Source organism: Aeromonas sp. R5-3 (genome assembly GCF_040908225.1).
GTDB lineage: Bacteria > Pseudomonadota > Gammaproteobacteria > Enterobacterales > Aeromonadaceae > Aeromonas > Aeromonas dhakensis.
The window spans coordinates 14506-30900 of sequence record NZ_JBFODH010000009.1 but is presented as its reverse complement, the minus strand read 5'-3'; the positions used below and the strand labels follow the sequence as shown (position 1 = coordinate 30900).

At 62.6% G+C, this 16395-nt stretch carries 19 protein-coding genes; 11 read left to right on the top strand and 8 right to left on the bottom strand.

All coding sequences use genetic code 11. The features are described 5' to 3' along the window. Positions 1 to 79 precede the first annotated feature (79 nt). Positions 80 to 1303: an ATP-dependent RNA helicase SrmB gene (gene srmB, locus AB5Y95_RS04220; RefSeq protein WP_017783071.1), complete on the top strand. Its 1224-nt coding sequence runs from the start codon at positions 80 to 82 to the stop codon at positions 1301 to 1303. Between the two features lie 176 nt (positions 1304 to 1479). Here the strand turns inward: srmB and yaaA are convergent, their stop codons facing one another. Genes yaaA through tapT form a run of 3 tightly spaced genes read right to left on the bottom strand, consistent with a single transcriptional unit; the run spans position 1480 to position 4457 of the window. Further along, complete coding sequence (gene yaaA, locus AB5Y95_RS04215; RefSeq protein WP_329271456.1) at positions 1480 to 2253, bottom strand: peroxide stress protein YaaA; 774 nt, start codon at positions 2251 to 2253, stop codon at positions 1480 to 1482. Positions 2254 to 2284: 31 nt separating this feature from the next. Beyond that, complete coding sequence (tapU, locus tag AB5Y95_RS04210) at positions 2285 to 3394, bottom strand: type IVa pilus ATPase TapU (protein ID WP_042007909.1); 1110 nt, start codon at positions 3392 to 3394, stop codon at positions 2285 to 2287. 28 nt (positions 3395 to 3422) lie between these two features. Further along, positions 3423 to 4457, bottom strand: coding sequence for a type IVa pilus ATPase TapT (tapT, locus tag AB5Y95_RS04205; RefSeq protein ID WP_005305010.1), 1035 nt, complete (start codon positions 4455 to 4457; stop codon positions 3423 to 3425). Positions 4458 to 4496: 39 nt separating this feature from the next. Between tapT and AB5Y95_RS04200 the strand changes: the two genes are divergently transcribed. The 5 genes from AB5Y95_RS04200 to AB5Y95_RS04180 are packed head-to-tail and all read left to right on the top strand — an operon-like array spanning position 4497 to position 7412. Further along, positions 4497 to 5198, top strand: coding sequence for a YggS family pyridoxal phosphate-dependent enzyme (locus AB5Y95_RS04200; RefSeq protein ID WP_368159577.1), 702 nt, complete (start codon positions 4497 to 4499; stop codon positions 5196 to 5198). Between the two features lie 60 nt (positions 5199 to 5258). Continuing rightward, complete coding sequence (proC, locus tag AB5Y95_RS04195) at positions 5259 to 6083, top strand: pyrroline-5-carboxylate reductase (RefSeq protein WP_005305003.1); 825 nt, start codon at positions 5259 to 5261, stop codon at positions 6081 to 6083. A gap of 40 nt (positions 6084 to 6123) precedes the next feature. After that, on the top strand, positions 6124 to 6675 hold the full coding sequence (locus AB5Y95_RS04190) for a YggT family protein (RefSeq protein WP_005305000.1): 552 nt from the start codon (positions 6124 to 6126) through the stop codon (positions 6673 to 6675). Further along, positions 6675 to 6974 carry a DUF167 family protein YggU gene (gene yggU / locus AB5Y95_RS04185; RefSeq protein WP_005304998.1) on the top strand — a complete coding sequence of 100 codons (300 nt, stop codon included), beginning with the start codon at positions 6675 to 6677 and terminating at the stop codon, positions 6972 to 6974. The genes AB5Y95_RS04190 and yggU overlap by 1 nt, the downstream gene beginning before the upstream one ends. Before the next feature lie 18 nt (positions 6975 to 6992). Continuing rightward, positions 6993 to 7412, top strand: coding sequence for a DUF4426 domain-containing protein (locus AB5Y95_RS04180; RefSeq protein ID WP_005304995.1), 420 nt, complete (start codon positions 6993 to 6995; stop codon positions 7410 to 7412). Between the two features lie 63 nt (positions 7413 to 7475). On the opposite strand, the gene AB5Y95_RS04175 is transcribed toward AB5Y95_RS04180, so the two are convergent. Both AB5Y95_RS04175 and AB5Y95_RS04170 read right to left on the bottom strand, forming a co-directional pair. Further along, the gene (locus AB5Y95_RS04175; RefSeq protein ID WP_005304992.1) at positions 7476 to 7787 is read right to left on the bottom strand and encodes a hypothetical protein; all 312 of its coding nucleotides are present in this window, start codon (positions 7785 to 7787) and stop codon (positions 7476 to 7478) included. Between the two features lie 120 nt (positions 7788 to 7907). Then, positions 7908 to 9512, bottom strand: a complete 1605-nt coding sequence (locus AB5Y95_RS04170) for an ABC transporter substrate-binding protein (protein ID WP_368159574.1) — start codon at positions 9510 to 9512, stop codon at positions 7908 to 7910. Between the two features lie 168 nt (positions 9513 to 9680). On the opposite strand from AB5Y95_RS04170, the gene AB5Y95_RS04165 reads away from it, so the two are divergent. Continuing rightward, on the top strand, positions 9681 to 10388 hold the full coding sequence (locus tag AB5Y95_RS04165) for a ParB-like protein (protein ID WP_368159572.1): 708 nt from the start codon (positions 9681 to 9683) through the stop codon (positions 10386 to 10388). Between the two features lie 40 nt (positions 10389 to 10428). Here the strand turns inward: AB5Y95_RS04165 and AB5Y95_RS04160 are convergent, their stop codons facing one another. Continuing rightward, a complete protein-coding gene (locus tag AB5Y95_RS04160; protein ID WP_368159570.1) occupies positions 10429 to 11088 on the bottom strand; it encodes a CatB-related O-acetyltransferase in 660 nt (219 codons plus the stop codon). Between the two features lie 290 nt (positions 11089 to 11378). Between AB5Y95_RS04160 and AB5Y95_RS04155 the strand changes: the two genes are divergently transcribed. Then, entirely contained in the window at positions 11379 to 11807 is a 429-nt protein-coding gene (locus AB5Y95_RS04155) for a DUF2753 family protein (RefSeq protein ID WP_005304979.1), read from the top strand. A gap of 3 nt (positions 11808 to 11810) precedes the next feature. On the opposite strand, the gene AB5Y95_RS04150 is transcribed toward AB5Y95_RS04155, so the two are convergent. Beyond that, positions 11811 to 12560, bottom strand: coding sequence for an enoyl-CoA hydratase-related protein (locus AB5Y95_RS04150; protein ID WP_368159567.1), 750 nt, complete (start codon positions 12558 to 12560; stop codon positions 11811 to 11813). Positions 12561 to 12649: 89 nt separating this feature from the next. Here AB5Y95_RS04150 and AB5Y95_RS04145 point away from each other — a divergent pair, with 89 nt between their 5' ends. From AB5Y95_RS04145 to AB5Y95_RS04135, 3 genes are all read left to right on the top strand, one after another. Then, on the top strand, positions 12650 to 13090 hold the full coding sequence (locus tag AB5Y95_RS04145; protein ID WP_042007917.1) for a copper chaperone PCu(A)C: 441 nt from the start codon (positions 12650 to 12652) through the stop codon (positions 13088 to 13090). A gap of 93 nt (positions 13091 to 13183) precedes the next feature. Continuing rightward, positions 13184 to 13813, top strand: coding sequence for a TIGR04219 family outer membrane beta-barrel protein (locus tag AB5Y95_RS04140; protein ID WP_010636188.1), 630 nt, complete (start codon positions 13184 to 13186; stop codon positions 13811 to 13813). Between the two features lie 65 nt (positions 13814 to 13878). After that, complete coding sequence (locus AB5Y95_RS04135) at positions 13879 to 14559, top strand: SDR family oxidoreductase (protein WP_005304962.1); 681 nt, start codon at positions 13879 to 13881, stop codon at positions 14557 to 14559. Between the two features lie 93 nt (positions 14560 to 14652). On the opposite strand, the gene AB5Y95_RS04130 is transcribed toward AB5Y95_RS04135, so the two are convergent. After that, on the bottom strand, positions 14653 to 16377 hold the full coding sequence (locus AB5Y95_RS04130; protein ID WP_042007919.1) for a proline--tRNA ligase: 1725 nt from the start codon (positions 16375 to 16377) through the stop codon (positions 14653 to 14655). Positions 16378 to 16395: the final 18 nt, after the last annotated feature.

Genomic DNA, 16395 nt, shown 5'->3' with positions numbered 1-16395 from the left:
CGGCTAAGGCACAGTCACCATAGGAGCCGACGACATAATCGCCTATAATCTGCCGTTTCCTTAATGACCGAGTATTGCCATGAGCCAGTCCTTTGATGATTTCGACCTGAATCCAGCCCTCAACCGGGCCTTGGCCGAGATGGGTTTCACCCGCCCCACCACCATCCAGCAGATGGTGCTGGAGCCAGCCCTGGACGGCCGCGATATTCTGGCATCCGCCCCGACCGGTACCGGCAAGACCGCCGCCTTCCTGTTGCCGGCGCTCCAGCATCTGCTGGACTTCCCACGCCGCAAGCCTGGCCCCTGCCGCATGCTGGTGCTGACCCCGACCCGCGAGCTGGCGCTGCAGGTGACCGCTCACGCCAAGGCGCTGGCGGCCCACACCAATCTCAGCATCGAGACCATCATCGGCGGCGTCAGCCACGAAGAGCAGTTGCCGGCCCTGACCAAGACCACCGACATAGTGGTGGCCACCCCGGGCCGTCTGCTCGAGTACATCGAGAAAGAGGAGTTCGAGAGCCACGACATCGAGGTGCTGGTGCTGGATGAAGCGGACCGCATGCTGGACATGGGCTTCATCAAGGACGTGAACCGCATCGTCGAAGAGGCGCGCTATCGCAAGCACACCATGCTCTTCTCCGCCACCCTGGAAGGGGCAGGCCTCGAGAAGTTCGCCAGCGAGATCCTCAAGGACCCGGTGGAGCTGCACGCCGAGCCGCCGCGCAGCGAGCGTCGCCCGATCACCCAGTGGGTTCACCTGGCCGACGACGCAGCCCACAAGCTGGCCCTGCTGGTGCACATCCTGAAGAACCCGGAAACCCAGAAGGCCATCATCTTCGTCAAGACCCGCGAGCGGCTGGCGGAGCTCTCCGGCCAGCTGCAGGCGGCGGGCGTGCCCTGCGCCTGGATCCGTGGCGAGATGGAGCAGGCCAAGCGCATCGAGTCGATCCGCAAGTTCCATGAAGGGGAGGTGCCCTTCCTTATCGCCACCGACGTTGCCGCCCGCGGCATCGACCTGCCGAATGTCAGCCACGTCATCAACTACGACATGCCTTACGGCGCCGATGTTTACGTTCACCGTATCGGCCGTACCGGCCGCGCCGGCAACCGCGGTTGCGCCATCAGCCTGGTGGAGGCCCACGACATGGCCATGGTGGCCAAGATCGAACGCTACACCGAAGAGCGCCTCAAGCGCCGGGTGATCGACGAGCTGCGTCCCAAGCACAAGGAGGCGCGGGTGCCGGTGAAGAAGAAAAAGCCGAAGGACGACAAGAAGAAGTCTGCCAAGAAGAAAAAGAAGTAAGCCTGCCCGCCACAACGGCCATCCCCGGATGGCCGTTGTGCTTTTTGGCGTTTGATGGGTCGGATGTCGGGCAGAAAAAAGCCGACGCATAAACGTCGGCCAATAAAAAGTGCTTACAACAGAGGATTCACCTATTCAGACTGGAGGATCCTGAAATTGGTTCCCTCGGGTCGTAATTAATTTTCAGCGCGTTTGAACATCAGGGTGTTGGCGTCGGACTCTTCCGGTACGAAGTAGTAGCCGTCGGCATTGAATCCGGTCAGCTGCTCCACCTTGGTGAGTCTGTGCTTGATGATGTGACGGGCCATCATGCCGCGTGCCTTCTTGGCGTAGAAGCTGATGATCTTGAACTGGCCGTTCTTCTCGTCCTTGAACACTGGCGTGATGATGCGCCCCTGCAGGGCCTTGGGGCGTACCGACTTGAAGTACTCGTCGGAGGCGAGGTTGATCAGCACCTCGTCCCCCTGGGCGGCCAGAGCCTTGTTCAGGTGTTCGGTGATGATGTCGCCCCAGAACTGGTAGAGATCCTTGCCGCGCGCGTTGTCGAGCCGAATGCCCATCTCCAGTCGGTAGGGCATCATCAGATCGAGTGGACGCAGCACCCCGTAGAGACCAGAGAGCATGCGCAGGTGGGCCTGGGCGAAGTCGAGGTCCGCCTCGCTGAAATCCTCCACCGCCAGCCCCGTGTAAACATCCCCCTTGAAGGCCAGCAGTGCCTGACGGGCGTTGGCCGGGGTGAAATCAGGTTGCCAGTCGGCAAAACGGGCGGCGTTGAGGCCGGCCAGCTTGTCGCTGATCTTCATCAGGCTGGCGATCTGGTCCGGGCTCAGCTGGCGGGCGCGGCCGATCAGTTCGGCGGAGTGGTCCAGCAGCTCGGGTTGAGTGAAACAGGAAGTCACCAGCGGCGACTCGTAGTCCAGCGTCTTGGCCGGGGAAACCACAATCAGCATAACGATCCTTTATAGCGGTGACGCACGCCCCTCATTCATCCAGGGTGACGTTGTCGAGTGTGCCTGAACCCAGCTGCTCTCGGCCCGACAGCTTGATCAGCAGTCGCAGGTCGTTGGCGGAGTCGGCATGGGCAAGGGCCTCACTGTAGCCAATTTGGCCGGCACAGAACAGGGCGAACAGCGCCTGATCGAAGGTCTGCATGCCGAGTTCGGTGGACTTGGTCATCACCTCCTTGAGGCGGTGCATCTCCCCCTTGCGGATGATGTCGGTGATGAGCGGGGTGTTGAGCAACACCTCGAAGGCGGCAAAACGACGCCGTCCATCCGGGCTGGGCAGCAGTTGCTGGGCCACGATGGCGCGCAGATTGAAGGAGAGATCAAACAGGAACTGACGGTGTTTCTCCTGCGGCACCAGGTGCAGGATGCGGTCCAGCGCCTGGTTGGCATTGTTGGCGTGCAGGGTGGCGAGGCAGAGGTGACCGGTCTCGGCAAACTGCAGGGCAAACTCCATGGTCTCCTGGCTGCGAATTTCGCCGATCAGGATCACGTCAGGGGCCTGGCGCAGCGAACTTTTCAGCGCCACGTCGAACGACGCTGTGTCTATGCCCACCTCGCGCTGGGTGATCAGGCTGCGGCCGTGCTGATGCACGAACTCCACCGGATCTTCCACCGTCAGGATGTGGCCGTCCACATGCTGGTTGCGATAGCCGATCATGGCCGCCTGGGTGGTGGATTTGCCGGCGCCGGTGGCACCGACGAACAGCACCAGTCCGCGCTTGGCCAGGGCTATCTCCTGCAAGATGGGGGGCAGTGCCAGCTCGTCGAAGGTGGGGATGCGGGTCTCGATACGGCGCAGCACCATGCCGGGCAGCTCCTGCTGCCAGAAGGCGCTGACCCGAAAACGGCCAAGCTCCTCGCGGTGGATGGCGTAGTTGGCCTCCTTGGTGCGCAGGTAGCGCTCGAAGTGCTCCGGGTTCAGGGTCTCCTTCACCAGCGCCAGTGCTCTTGCCTTGTCGAGGGGCGCTGCTGCCAGCGACTGCAGGTGGCCATTGACCTTGAGGGTCGGCGGCGTGCCGACCGTGATGAACAGATCCGAGCCTTTGCGGGCGACCAGCTCGGTCAGCAGGGCATCCAGATTCATAACGACTCCTTCCCTAGATTCGTCGTGGTTAGATGGTGTTGGGATCGACCGCCTTGGCCTTGGCATCCAGCGCCGCCACCATGCCGCGACTCACCAGCTGCTTGAGGCTCTGATCCATGGTCTGCATGCCGTGGGTCATCCCGGTCTGGATCACCGAGTAGAGCTGGGCGATCTTGTCCTCCCGGATGAGGTTTCGCACGGCGGGAATACCCATCATGATCTCGTGGGCCGCCACCCGGCCGCCGCCGATGCGCTTGAGCAGGGTCTGGGAGATGACCGCCCGCAGCGACTCGGAGAGCATGGAGCGCACCATGTCTTTTTCCGCACCGGGAAAGACGTCGATGATCCGGTCGATGGTCTTGGCCGCCGACGAGGTGTGCAGAGTGCCGAACACCAGGTGGCCGGTCTCGGCCGCGGTCATGGCAAGGCGAATGGTCTCGAGGTCGCGCATTTCACCCACCAGTATGATGTCCGGGTCTTCCCGCAGCGCCGAGCGCAAGGCGTTGCTGAAGCTCTTGGTGTCGCGGTGGACTTCCCGCTGGTTCACCAGGCAGCGCTTGTTTTCGTGCACGAATTCGATGGGGTCTTCGATGGTGAGGATGTGGTGATGAAAGTTCTCGTTGATGTAGTTGACCATGGCCGCCAGGGTGGTGGACTTGCCCGAACCGGTCGGACCGGTCACCAGCACCAGGCCGCGGGGGTATTCGGCAATCTTGCGAAAGATCTCCGGGGCATCAAGATCTTCCAGGCTCAGTACTGTGCTGGGGATGGTCCGAAATACCGCGCCGGAGCCGCGCGCCTGCTGGAAGGCGTTGACCCGGAAGCGAGCGAGGTTTGGCACCTCGAACGAGAAGTCCACCTCGAAGTTCTCTTCCAGTTCCTTGCGCTGGTGGTCGTTCATGATGTCATAGATGAGGGCGTGTACTTCCCGGTGCTCCAGGGCGGGCAAATTGATCTTGCGAACCTCGCCATCAACCCTGATCATCGGGGGAACCCCGGCCGAGAGGTGTAGATCCGAGGCTTTATGTTTTACACTGAAAGCCAATAACTCTGTGATATCCATAGATTTGTCATTCTCCCATCACAAGATCACGAACGAAACATGAGCCAGATTGCCGAGCACCTGCTTCAGGTAAAGGAACGTATTGTACAAGCCGCCAGCCGGGCTGGCCGACGCGGCGATCACATCCAGCTGCTGGCGGTCAGCAAGACCAAACCGCTGGAGGCCGTTTGCGAGGCCTATGCCGCCGGTCAACGCCGCTTCGGCGAATCCTACGCCCAGGAAGCGGCCACCAAGATAGATACCCTGCGTGAGCAAGGGAGCTGTACAGACATAGAGTGGCACTTTATCGGCCCGCTGCAATCGAACAAGTCCAAGCTGGTGGCCGAGCGGTTCGACTGGGTACAGAGCGTGGACAGAGAGAAGCTGATCGAACGCCTCAACAACCAGCGCCCGGCTGGGCTCGCGCCGCTAAATGTCTGTCTGCAAATCAATATTAGCGGAGAGAGCAGCAAATCCGGAACGTCGGAACAAGAGATTTTCCGTCTGGCCGAACTGGTCTCCCGGTGCGAGCGGCTGCGGCTGCGCGGTCTGATGGCCATTCCGGAGCACACCAGCGACGAGGCGGTACTGGCTGCCCAGATGGTGCGCATGCAGACTCTGTTCACCGAGCTTGCGCGACAATACCCGGGCGTGGACACCCTCTCGATGGGGATGACCGAGGATCTCGAACTGGCGATCGGCCACGGCAGCACCATGGTGCGGGTCGGTACCGCCATCTTCGGTGCCCGCGACTATTCATGAGAAGGAGCCCGTGATGCGGCGCATGCGGGCTCTGCCTTTTTCAGATCACAGGAGTGTTTGATGCAGTACAGAACCCTCGCCTTTATCGGGGCAGGCAACATGAGCCGCAGCATCATTGCCGGCCTGGTTCAGGCGGGCTACCCGGCTGACCGGATCATTGCCGCCAACCCCAGTCGGCCCAAGCTGGATGCGCTGGCTGGCGACTACGGCATTCGCGTCACCCAGGACAACGCCGAGGCGGCCCGGGCGGCCGAAGTCATCGTGCTGGCGGTCAAGCCGCAGCTGATGGCGGCCATGCTGAGCGCGCTGGTGACGGCGCTGGGCACGCTGGAGGGCAAGCTGCTCATCTCCATCGCCGCCGGCATCAAGGTGGCACGGCTGGCGGAGATGGCGGGCGGCCACGGCCGGATCATCCGCACCATGCCGAACACCCCCTCTCTGCTGGGGCTGGGCATGACCGGGCTGTACGCCCCGCCCGGCATCGAGCAGGCCGATCGTGAGCTGGCCGAGCAGATGATGCAGGCGGTGGGCAAAACCCTCTGGGTGGAGCAGGAGTCCGGTATCAACGGCGTCATCGCCGCAGCCGGCAGCGCGCCTGCCTACTTCTTCCTGTTCATGCAGGCCATCGCCGAGGAGGCCGAGGCCATGGGCTTCTCCCCCGAGCAGGCCCGCCTGCTGGTTCAGCAGACCGCCCTTGGCGCGGCTGCCATGGTCGAGCAGAATCCCGAGCTGTCGCTGCAGACCCTGCGCGAGCAGGTGACCAGCAAGGGTGGCACCACCGCCGAGGCGATCAAGACCTTCCAGCAGCAGGGGCTGATGCCGCTGACTGCACACGCCATGCAGGCGGCCGTTGCCCGGGCCGGCGAAATGGAAACCCTGTTCTGAACCCGATTTTCGTTACTCTCAGTTGCAACCTGGAGCCCAGATGAACACTGCTTACTTTCTGATTAACACGATTTTTGACCTCTATCTCATGGTGGTGCTGTTGCGCGTCTGGCTGCAGTGGGCCCGTGCCGACTTCTACAACCCCATGAGCCAGATGGTGGTCAAGCTGACCAATCCGCTGGTGGTGCCGCTGCGCCGGGTCATTCCCGGGCTGGGCGGGCTGGATCTGGCCTCGGTGCTGCTGGCGTTGCTGATCGCCTTCGCCAAGCTGGCGCTGCTCAAGAGCATGAACGTGCTGCTGGCCGACTGGCTCACCCTCAGCCTGTTTGCCGCCCTCACCGTGCTGAAGAAGGCTGGCTCCATGATCTTCTGGGTGCTGCTGATCCGCGCCATCCTGAGCTGGGTCAGCCAGGGTCGCAACCCCATCGAGTACGTGATGCACCAGCTGACCGAGCCCTTCCTGGCTCCCATTCGCCGCATTCTGCCGGCGCTGGGCGGGCTGGATCTCTCCGTGCTGGTCGCCTTTATCGGGCTGCAGGCCATAAACTATCTGTTGGGGGATCTGTTCGGCCAGCTGTGGTGGATGATTTGATGGCAGCCGTCCTGCGGGAAGGGGATGAGCTGGTATTGCATCTGATGATCCAGCCCAAGGCGAGTCGGGATCAGATCGTCGGATTGCACGGAGAAGAGTTGAAAGTGGCCATCACGGCGCCGCCGGTGGATGGTCAGGCCAACAGCCACTTGATCAAGTATCTGGCCAAGCAGTTCAAGGTGGCCAAGGGGCAGGTTCGCATCGTGCGGGGGGAGCTGGGACGGCACAAGACGGTCGCCATTGAGGCGCCCAGGCAGATCCCCGCCGAGGTCAGTGCCCTGCTGGACAATCAGGGTTAACACGAGAAGGATGACACCATGAAAACAGCCTGGATAAGCTGCCTGCTGGCACTGTTGCTGACCTTGCCCCTGCGGGCCGAACAGATGAAGGAGCTGGGCCCCTGGCAGGTGCACTACAGCGCCTTCAACTCCAGCTTCCTCACCCCCGAGGTGGCCAAGGCCTATGGCCTGGAGCGCAGTCGCTACAACGGCATCGTCAACATCGCGGTGCAGAACAAGCAGGGGGTGGCCCAGGCGGTGGGGATCACCGGCGAGGCCAAGAACCTCACTGGCACCATCCGCAACCTGACCTTCCAGGAGGTCAAGGAGGGCAACGCCATCTACTATCTGGCGGTGCTGCCCTATCGCAACGAGGATACCTACCAGTTCACCCTGAAGATCATGGGGGAGGGGCAGCAGCAGACGCTGACCTTCCAGCAGACCTTCTACGTCGATTGATGCCGGCAGCCACCTTACTCTGAAAAAAAGCCCCGAACGCAGGTTCGGGGCTTTTTTATGACTTTATGACGGCGAGTCGGTCGGCGGGGTGAAGTCGTGGATCTCCCCCAGTCGCGGGGTGAAGCGAGGATCCTGATCCCGGTTGTGTTCCACCCACTCCATGGCCTGGCAGAAGCTCTCCCGCTTCGAGAACTCGCTGCGCACCTGGTCGATGGCCCGCTCCGCGCTGCGCCGTTCCATCTTGCTGGCCTTGCGGTCGCTGAACTGTTGCTGCTGGGCCAGCATCCATTCGGTGAAGGCCTGGCGGCACTGTGTTTCGCTGGCCGCCTGGGCGGGCAGGGTCAGCAGCAGAGAGATCATCAATACAAAACGCATAACAAACCGGTGATTGAGGGGGTGGTTGCCTGAAAGGGCGGCATTTTATGCCGAAAACTTGAGCATGAACAGGGGGCGATGGCAGAAGATTGGGGCCGGCATGGCCGGCCCCGGGCAGGATCAGTGCTTGACCAGGTAGAGCTGGCGGCTGTAGGCCACGTCTTCCGGGTTGTTGATGGGGTAGCCCTTGAGCCAGGGCTTGATCAGCCGGGCGTTGGTGTACTGATAGATGGGGGCGATCGGCGCCTCCTCCTGCAGTATGGCCTCGGCCTCATCGAACAGCCGGGCCCGCTCACGTTGATCCTGGCTGTTGGCCGCCTTGGCCAGCAGGGCATCGTAGCCGGCGTTGGCGAAGCGGGCCATGTTGCCGCTGTGGTGGGAGCCCCACAGGCCGAGGAAGGCAGATGGATCGTTGTAATCTGCCACCCAGGAGGAGCGGATCACCTCGAACTGGCCGCTCTGGCGGCTGTCGAGATAGCTCTTCCACTCCTGGTTGGTGAGTTCGACCTGCGCCCCCAGCTTCTGTTTCCACAGGTTGGCGATGGCCAGCGCCATCTTCTTGTGCACCTCGGCCGTGTTGTAGAGCAGGGTCAGCTTGAGCGGGTTGGCCGGGCCGTAGCCCGCCTCCTTGAGCAGGGCTCTGGCCTTGTCGTCGAGGACCCGTTGACTGCTGCTGGAGAGCAGGTTGGCCTTGGGCTCGAAGCCGGCGACCACGTCCGGGGTGAAGTGATAGGCTGGTTTCTCACCCGTACCCAGGATCTTGTTGGCGATGAGGCCCCGATCGATGGTGTAGGAGAGCGCCTTGCGCACCCGCACATCGTTGAGAGGGGCGCGCTGGGTGTTGAAGGCGTAGTAGTAGGTGCCGAGCTGATCCGGGGTATAGACCTCGCCCGGGATCTGCTGCATCAGCTTGTGATACTGCTCCTTGGGGAAGGACTCGGTGATGTGCAGGTCGCCGGCCAGGTAGCGGTTGGTGGCCGCGCTCTCCTGGTTGATGGGTACGAAGGTGACCCTGGTCAGCACGGTATGGGCGCGATCCCAGTAGTAGGGGTTGGGGGTCAGCTCCAGCTTTTCGTTCACCACCCGGTGACTCAGCACGAAGGCCCCGTTGCCGACCAGCTTGCCGGGCTGGGTCCACTGGCTGCCGTATTGCTCCATGCTGGCACGATGCAGCGGTGACAGGCTGGGGTGGGTCAGCAGGCTCAGGAAGTAGGGCACCGGCTGGGAGAGGGTCACCTGCAGGGTATGCTGGTCGAGGGCCTTCACGCCGAGTTCCTCGGGGGCCAGCTTGCCGGCCACTATGTCGTCCACCTTGTCGAAGCGGGCCAGCTGGGCGAACCAGGCAAAGGTGGCGGCCTCTTTGGGATCGACCAGTTTACGCCAGCCGTAGACGAAGTCGGCGGCCTGCACGGGATCGCCGTTCGACCAGCGGGCGTCCGGGCGCAGATGGAAGGTGAAGCGCTGATTGCCCTGGTTGTCCCAGCTGGCGGCCACCCCGGGCAGCACCTTGCCGTCCGGCCCCTGGGTCAGCAGCCCCTCGTAGAGATCCCGCAGTACCTGCAGTTCGGGCAGGCCGACCAGCTTGAGCGGACTCAGGCTCGCCGGCTCGTCTTTCAGATGACGCACGACGGCCTGCTCGGCGGCGAGCTGGGTGCCGGGCGGAACATCGGCAGCCTGGACACAGGCACTGCCCAGCAGGGCCAGCAGGAGACTCCATCCTTTCATGGTTAATCCTTCAAATAGTGTGAAGCGGGGAGAAAACTCGGCGAGAAGTGATCGCCGACAGACGGGAAATCATGATATCCCGTTTGCTGGTCAGACCGCCAGCATGAGTCCCTCGGCAGGGGACGTTGGCGCCCACGTTGACCCCCAATCCGGGGAGAGGAGCAAGCGATGAGAACATGGATCCTGTTGGCCCTGGCCATCAGTCAGGGGGCCTGGGCGCTGGCGCCGTGCGAGCGGCAGAGCCAGGTCGGCAGCTGGTGCGAGGCAAACATCGCCGCGCTGCACCCCACCCAGGGGGGCGTGGGCCAGATCCAGGTCGACAACACCCAGGCCGAGCTGGCGGGCAAGAGCGCAAAACAGCTCGACAAGGTGATGAAAAAGAAAGAGATCCCCATCGTCATCGCGCCCGATGGCGGCTACTGGCTGGTGGACAGACACCATCTGACCAAGGCGCTGTGGCAACTCGGGGTGAAGCAGGTTCGGGTCAAGGTGATCGCCAGGCTGCAGGACAAGGCCAGCTTCTGGAGCCAGATGCAGGGCAACCATTGGGCCTGGCTCAAGGACGAGCAGGGGAGGCCTCTCACGCCGGAGCAGTTGCCGAGCCGCATCGACCTGCTACCCGACTACCCTTATCGCACCCTGGCCGGGTTGCTGCAGGATGCAGGCTATTTCGACAAGCGGGAGCAGGTCTATTTTGTCGAGTTCGCCTGGGCCAGCTGGCTTGGCCGGCAGATGGGCTGGCTGCCGATCGACAGCGCCAACCTGGCGGATCGCCTCTATCAGGCCAAGCGACTGGCGTGCAGCAACAAGGCGGCCGATCTGCCCGGCTACCCCGGCAAGCAGTGCCGGGTCAATCCGCCCGATAGCGACAACTGAGCGACAGGATGAAAGCGGGGGGCCATGGCCCCCCACTGCATCATGATCGGGTCTCGTCCCAGCGGGCGGCAGCCTGTTCCAGCAGGGCCACCTCGCCTTGCTGGATCAGTGGCAGCAGGGCCTGCACCTGTTCATCTGGCCACTCCCACCAGGCCAGCGCCTGCAAACGGGCAATCTCGTCCTTCTCAAAGCGCATCCTGATCACTCGGGCCGGGGTACCGGCCACCATGGCATAGGGCGGCACATCCTGACTGACCAGGGCTCGTGCCGCTATGATGGCGCCGTCGCCGATGGTGACCCCCGGCATGATCATGGCGTCCATGCCGAGCCAGACATCGTTGCCGATGCGGGTGTCGCCGGCCGGGCGGTAGCTGCGCCGGAGCGCCTCCACATCTGAAAACGGATAGGTGCTGATGAAGGCCGTGTTGTGGGTCTGGTTGCCCCCCATGATGATCTTCACCCCGGCGGCTATTTGCACATAGTCGCCGATGTGGAGCTGATCGATGTGCCAGAGCGGCTCCCAGCCGGTCTCCGGGTTGCGGCTGAAACGGTCGCCGTGCAGATAGCGCACGGCATGCTCTTCAAAGGGGCCGTCCCAGGCGCCGGAGTAGTAGCTGTGCCGTCCCTTGAGATGGATGTTGGGGTTGCTCACCGTCAGATGCAGGTACTCGACCTGCGACCAGTGTTGGCAGGGTTTCATGGCTGTTTCCTCGTTCAAATGGATAGGGGGGGATGACGCGAGGAGCGCAGCTAATAGATCCAGACCAGCAGGCGGGGCACGCACAGGGTCGAGCAGCCCAGCGCCTGGGGTAAACGGGGTCGCAGCATGGGAAGAGGGATCCTGAAAGATGAGTGCCCATGGTAAGCCATGCCGGGGCGGGAGCCAAGCCGTGCACCGCCAGCTGGTTAGAACCTGCACAAAATATCGGGTTGATATTCATTCTCAACTGGGCATGATAAAAGTCCCACCCATCAACCTGGGAGATCGGCATGACCCATCAAATCTGGCAGCGTTACATGCTGGAGGCTGAAAACGCGCTGGGCGCCGGCGCGCTCGGCACCGCCATCTGCCTCTATCAACAGGCCCTCGCCGAGGTGTATGAACTGAGTGACGGCGATCTGGATGAACTGGCCAGCATGCGGGTGGCGACCTGCCACCGGCTGGCTGACTTCTGGCGCGCCATGGAGGAGCCGGCCTACGAGCTGCGCTACCTCAAGCTGGCCTCCGAGCTGGTCACTGCGCTGGTGCCCCAGTGTCCGAACCGGGAGTGTGAATCCCTCATCAGTGAACTGGGTTGCTGCCGGGCGGCGCTGCTCTCTTTCCTCAAGCGTCACCCCAATCCAGACATCGCTCGCCTGATCCAGTTGCAGGATCAGGTGCAGGGCTGCGAGCTGATCGGCCGTTTTCGCCTCAACTGAGGATCATTTACGGCCCTTGAGGCGCTGGGCGATCCGCATCTGCGCCTCTTCCCCCTGCAGGGCGAGGGAGAAGGCGCGCGCCTCCAGATCGATGACGAAGTGCACCGCCTGCCTGAGCTCCTGCTTGAGCAGCGCCTTGCTCTTTTGCAGCGCCTTCGGCGCTTTGGCTGCCAGCTTCAGACCCTGCTCCCTGGCAAAGGGGAGCAGGGTTTCGGCCGTCAGCACCCGGTTGGCAAGGCCGAGTCGAAGCGCCTCGTCGGCATTGATGGCTTCGGCCAGCAGCAACAGCTCCGCCGCCTTCAGGTGACCCACGCTGCGCGGCAGCAGCAGGCTGGAGGCAAACTCCGGCACCAGCCCCAGCTCGACGAAGGGCAGTTGCAGACGGGCATTGTCGGCCAGATAGACCAGATCGCAATGCAGCAGCAGGGTAGTGCCGATGCCGACCGCTGCGCCGCCGACCGCGGCGATCACCGGTTTGGGGAAGTCGGCCAGGGTGTGCAGAAATTGCAGGATGGGGTCGTCGGGATCCAGCCCCGTCTTGCCCATGAAGTCGGCCAGATCATTGCCGGCGGTGAAGCAGTCGGGCTGTCCCTGAATGAGCAGGGCATGGATGGCGTCATCCGCCGTCGCTTGCCGCAATGCCTCGGTGAGCGCACGATACATGGCGGTATTGAGGGCGTTGCGCTTGTCGGGGCGATTGAGGGTCAAGGTGAGCAAGCCATCCTGCTGCTCGGCAATGATAATGGGGTCCATGTCTAAATCCTTGTTATTGCTGGCTGTCAAAGGCTTACCGCTACGGTAAGCTTTGTTGCGTTTAACAACATCATAAAAGGATTTCAACCATGTTTAAACGTGCGTTCTATTCCCTGCTGGCCCTGGGACTGGCCGCTCCCGCCCTGGCCAAGGTCGAGGCCGTCGACGGTTATGTGCGTCTGCTGCCGCCGGGCTCGCCCAACACCGCCGCCTTCCTGGTGCTGAAGAACGATGCCGATCAGCCGGTCAAGCTGGTGGCCGCCTCCTCGCCCGAGGTGGGCCGCGCCGAGCTGCACACCCATCTGCACGAGAACGGCGTGATGAGGATGCGCCAGGTCGAGAGCATAGAGGTGCCGGCCAAGGGGGAAGTAGCGCTCAAGCCCGGCAGTTTCCACATCATGCTGTTCGAGGTGCGCGAGCTCTCCCAGGGCACCCCTTTCCCGCTGACGCTGACCATGGATGATGGCCAGCAGCTGGAGCTGAGCCTGCCGGTGAAGCCGGTTGAACCCATGGCGGGCATGCAGCACTGACATTAATGGACGCTTGTTCAGCTTTTTACACTGTGTATTCCCGTCGCTCTGGGTAAAATGATGGCCTTTCCAGTCCAACAAGAGAGTAACGTGATGAAGAAGACCTTGATTGCCGGTTGTGTGCTGGCCCTGTTCAGCCAGGCTGCCATGGCTGCCGATGACTGGCGTTTTGCCGCCGGTGCCGATGTATGGAATGCTCAGGGCAGCGGCCAGATCAACGGTGTCGGGGCCAACGGCAGCTACGACGAGAACTACAACTGGAGCGGCTACCTGCAACTGGAGCACGGCATCATCCTGCTGCCCAACGCCAAGTTCGAGATCTCCGATTTCGGCACCAGCGGCGGCGCCCTCAACAACGATCTGATGGCCTATGACCTGAGCCTCTACTATCGCCTGTTCAACAACGATCTGTTCCAGATCGACCTGGGTCTGACCGGTCGTCGCTACGATGGCGATTTCAACACCCAGCACTACTCCTATGACAAGGACGTGCTGATGGCCTACACCGGTGCCGAACTGCGCATCCCGGGTACCGGCTTTGCCGCCTTCGGCGATGCCCGCGTGCAGGATGCCGACAACTACGACTACCGTCTGGGTGGCTCCTACAAGTTCGCGACCGTACCGCTCAAGGTGCGTGCCGGCTGGCGTGATGCGAGCATGGACTTCGATCGCGTTGACCAGCGGGTAGACGGCTGGTTCATCGGCGGCGAATTCACCTTCTAAATACTGGCAATCTCTGGTGACGATGCCCTCATCATCCCGATGGCGGCATCCGGCGAGGAACGAACATGGGTCATATCATAGTGACGGGGGCGGGGTCCGGCTTGGGCCGCGCCTTGACCATAGGTCTGGTTGAACGGGGCCATCAGGTTTCCATGATGGGGCGTCGTTATCAGAAGCTGCAGGAGCAGGAAGCCTTGCTCGGCAAGGCGGTGATCGGCATTGCCGCCGATCTGGCGCACCATGAGGAAGTGGATGTCGCCTTTGCCGCCGCGGTGGAGTGGGGCGGCCTGCCTGAGCTGGTGCTGCATTGCGCCGGCGTGGGCGAGTTCGGCCCGGTCGGCGTCTATACCGCCGAGCAGATCCGCCGGGTGGTGGAGAGCAATCTCATCTCCACCATTCTGGTGGCCCAGCAGACGGTGCGCCTCATCGGCGACAAGGGCGGGGTGCTGGCCAACGTGCTCTCTTCCGCCGCCCAGGTGGGCAAGGCCAACGAGAGTCTCTACTGCGCCTCCAAATGGGGGATGCGCGGCTTTCTCGAATCCTTGCGGGCCGAGCTGAAGGGCTCGCCGCTGCGGCTGGTGAACCTCTATCCGAGCGGGATCCGCAGTGAATTCTGGGACAACTCGGATCACGTGGACAGCAGCGGCTTCATGACCCCGGAAGATGCCGCCGCCTACATGCTGGATGCACTGGAAGCCAGAAGCAGCTGCCACGTGACCGATCTCTTTATCGGTCGCAATCCCTGACAAAAGGCTGCCGTCATCCGGTTGCCATCGTCAGAAGACAGAAACAAAAAGCGCGCCATCGGCGCGCTTTTTTTATACCAGCGAGGGGCGGGATTAACGGCCCAGCTTGGCCTTGAGCATGGCGACGATGTCGCTGATGGCCACTTCCTGCTTCTCGCCGGTGCGGCGGCACTTGTATTCCACCACGCCGTTGTCCATGCCGCGCTCGCCGATGACGATGCCGTGAGGCACGCCCAGCAGCTCCATGTCGGCGAACATCACGCCCGGACGCTCTTTACGGTCGTCGAACAGCACGTCGACACCGGCGGCCTTCAGCTCGGCGTAGAACTGCTCGGCCAGCTCGGCGACGCGCACGGACTTGTGCATGTTCATCGGCACGATGGCCACTTCGAACGGGGCGATGGCATCCGGCCAGATGATGCCGTACTGGTCGTTGTTCTGCTCGATGGCGGCAGCCACCAGGCGGGAGACCCCGATGCCGTAGCAACCCATCTCCATGGTGACGGACTTGCCGCCTTCGTTCAGCACGCTCGCCTTCATGGCTTCGGAGTACTTGGTACCCAGCTGGAAGATGTGGCCCACTTCGATGCCGCGCTTGAGCAGCAGCTTGCCCTGGCCGCACGGGCTCGGGTCGCCTTCCACCACGTTGCGCAGGTCGGCAACTTCATAGGTGGCGATGTCGCGATCCCAGTTGGCACCGGTCAGGTGGAAGCCGGTCTCGTTGGCGCCGCAGACGAAGTCAGCCAGGTGGGCAGCGCTGCGATCGGCGATGATGCGACCGGCAAAGCCGACCGGGCCGATGGAGCCAGCATCACAGCCGGCGGCTGCCTTGATCTGCTCGTCGTTGGCGAAGGTCAGCGGGTTGGCGACACCCGGCAGCTTCTCGGCCTTGATTTCGTTCAGCTCGTGGTCGCCACGCAGTACCAGCGCGATGACCGCCTGGTTGCCGTGCTCGTCCGCTTCACCCAGCACCAGCAGGGTCTTGGCGACGGCGCTCGGGGCCACGCTCAGGAAGGCGGCCACTTCGTCGATGGTGTGGACGTTCGGGGTCGCAACCTTGGTCAGGGCTGCGGTGGCAGCGGCGCGCTCGCCAGCCGGGGCCAGCGCCTCGGCCATCTCGATGTTGGCGGCGTAATCTGATGTATCGGAGAAGGCGATAAGGTCTTCACCGCTCTCGGCCAGCACCTGGAATTCGTGGGAGCCGGTACCACCGATGGAGCCGGTATCGGCCTGCACCGGACGGAAGTTCAGACCCATGCGGGTGAAGGCCTTGCAGTAGGCGGCGTGCATCTTCTCGTAGGTATCGACCAGGGAGGCCTTGTCGATGTGGAAGGAGTAGGCGTCCTTCATCAGGAACTCGCGGCCACGCATCACGCCGAAACGGGGGCGAACTTCGTCGCGGAACTTGGTCTGGATCTGGTACAGATTCAGCGGCAGCTGCTTGTAGCTGTTCACTTCGTAACGGATCAGCGCGGTGATCACCTCTTCGTGGGTCGGGCCCAGTACGAAGGGACGGTTGTGACGGTCGGTCAGACGGCACAGCTCGGGACCGTAGTCATCCCAGCGGCCGGACTCCTGCCACAGCTCGGCGGGCTGAACCACCGGCATGGAGACTTCGATGGCACCAGCATTGTTCATCTCTTCGCGAACAATGTTCTCGATTTTTTTCAGAACCCGCAGACCGGACGGCAGCCAGGCATACATGCCGGAGGCCAGTTTGCGGATCATGCCGGCGCGCAGCATCAGCTGATGGCTGATGATCTCGGCGTCGGACGGGGTTTCCTTGAGAGTGGAAAGCAGATATTGGCTGGTACGCATCGCGGTAGACCTTAGCTA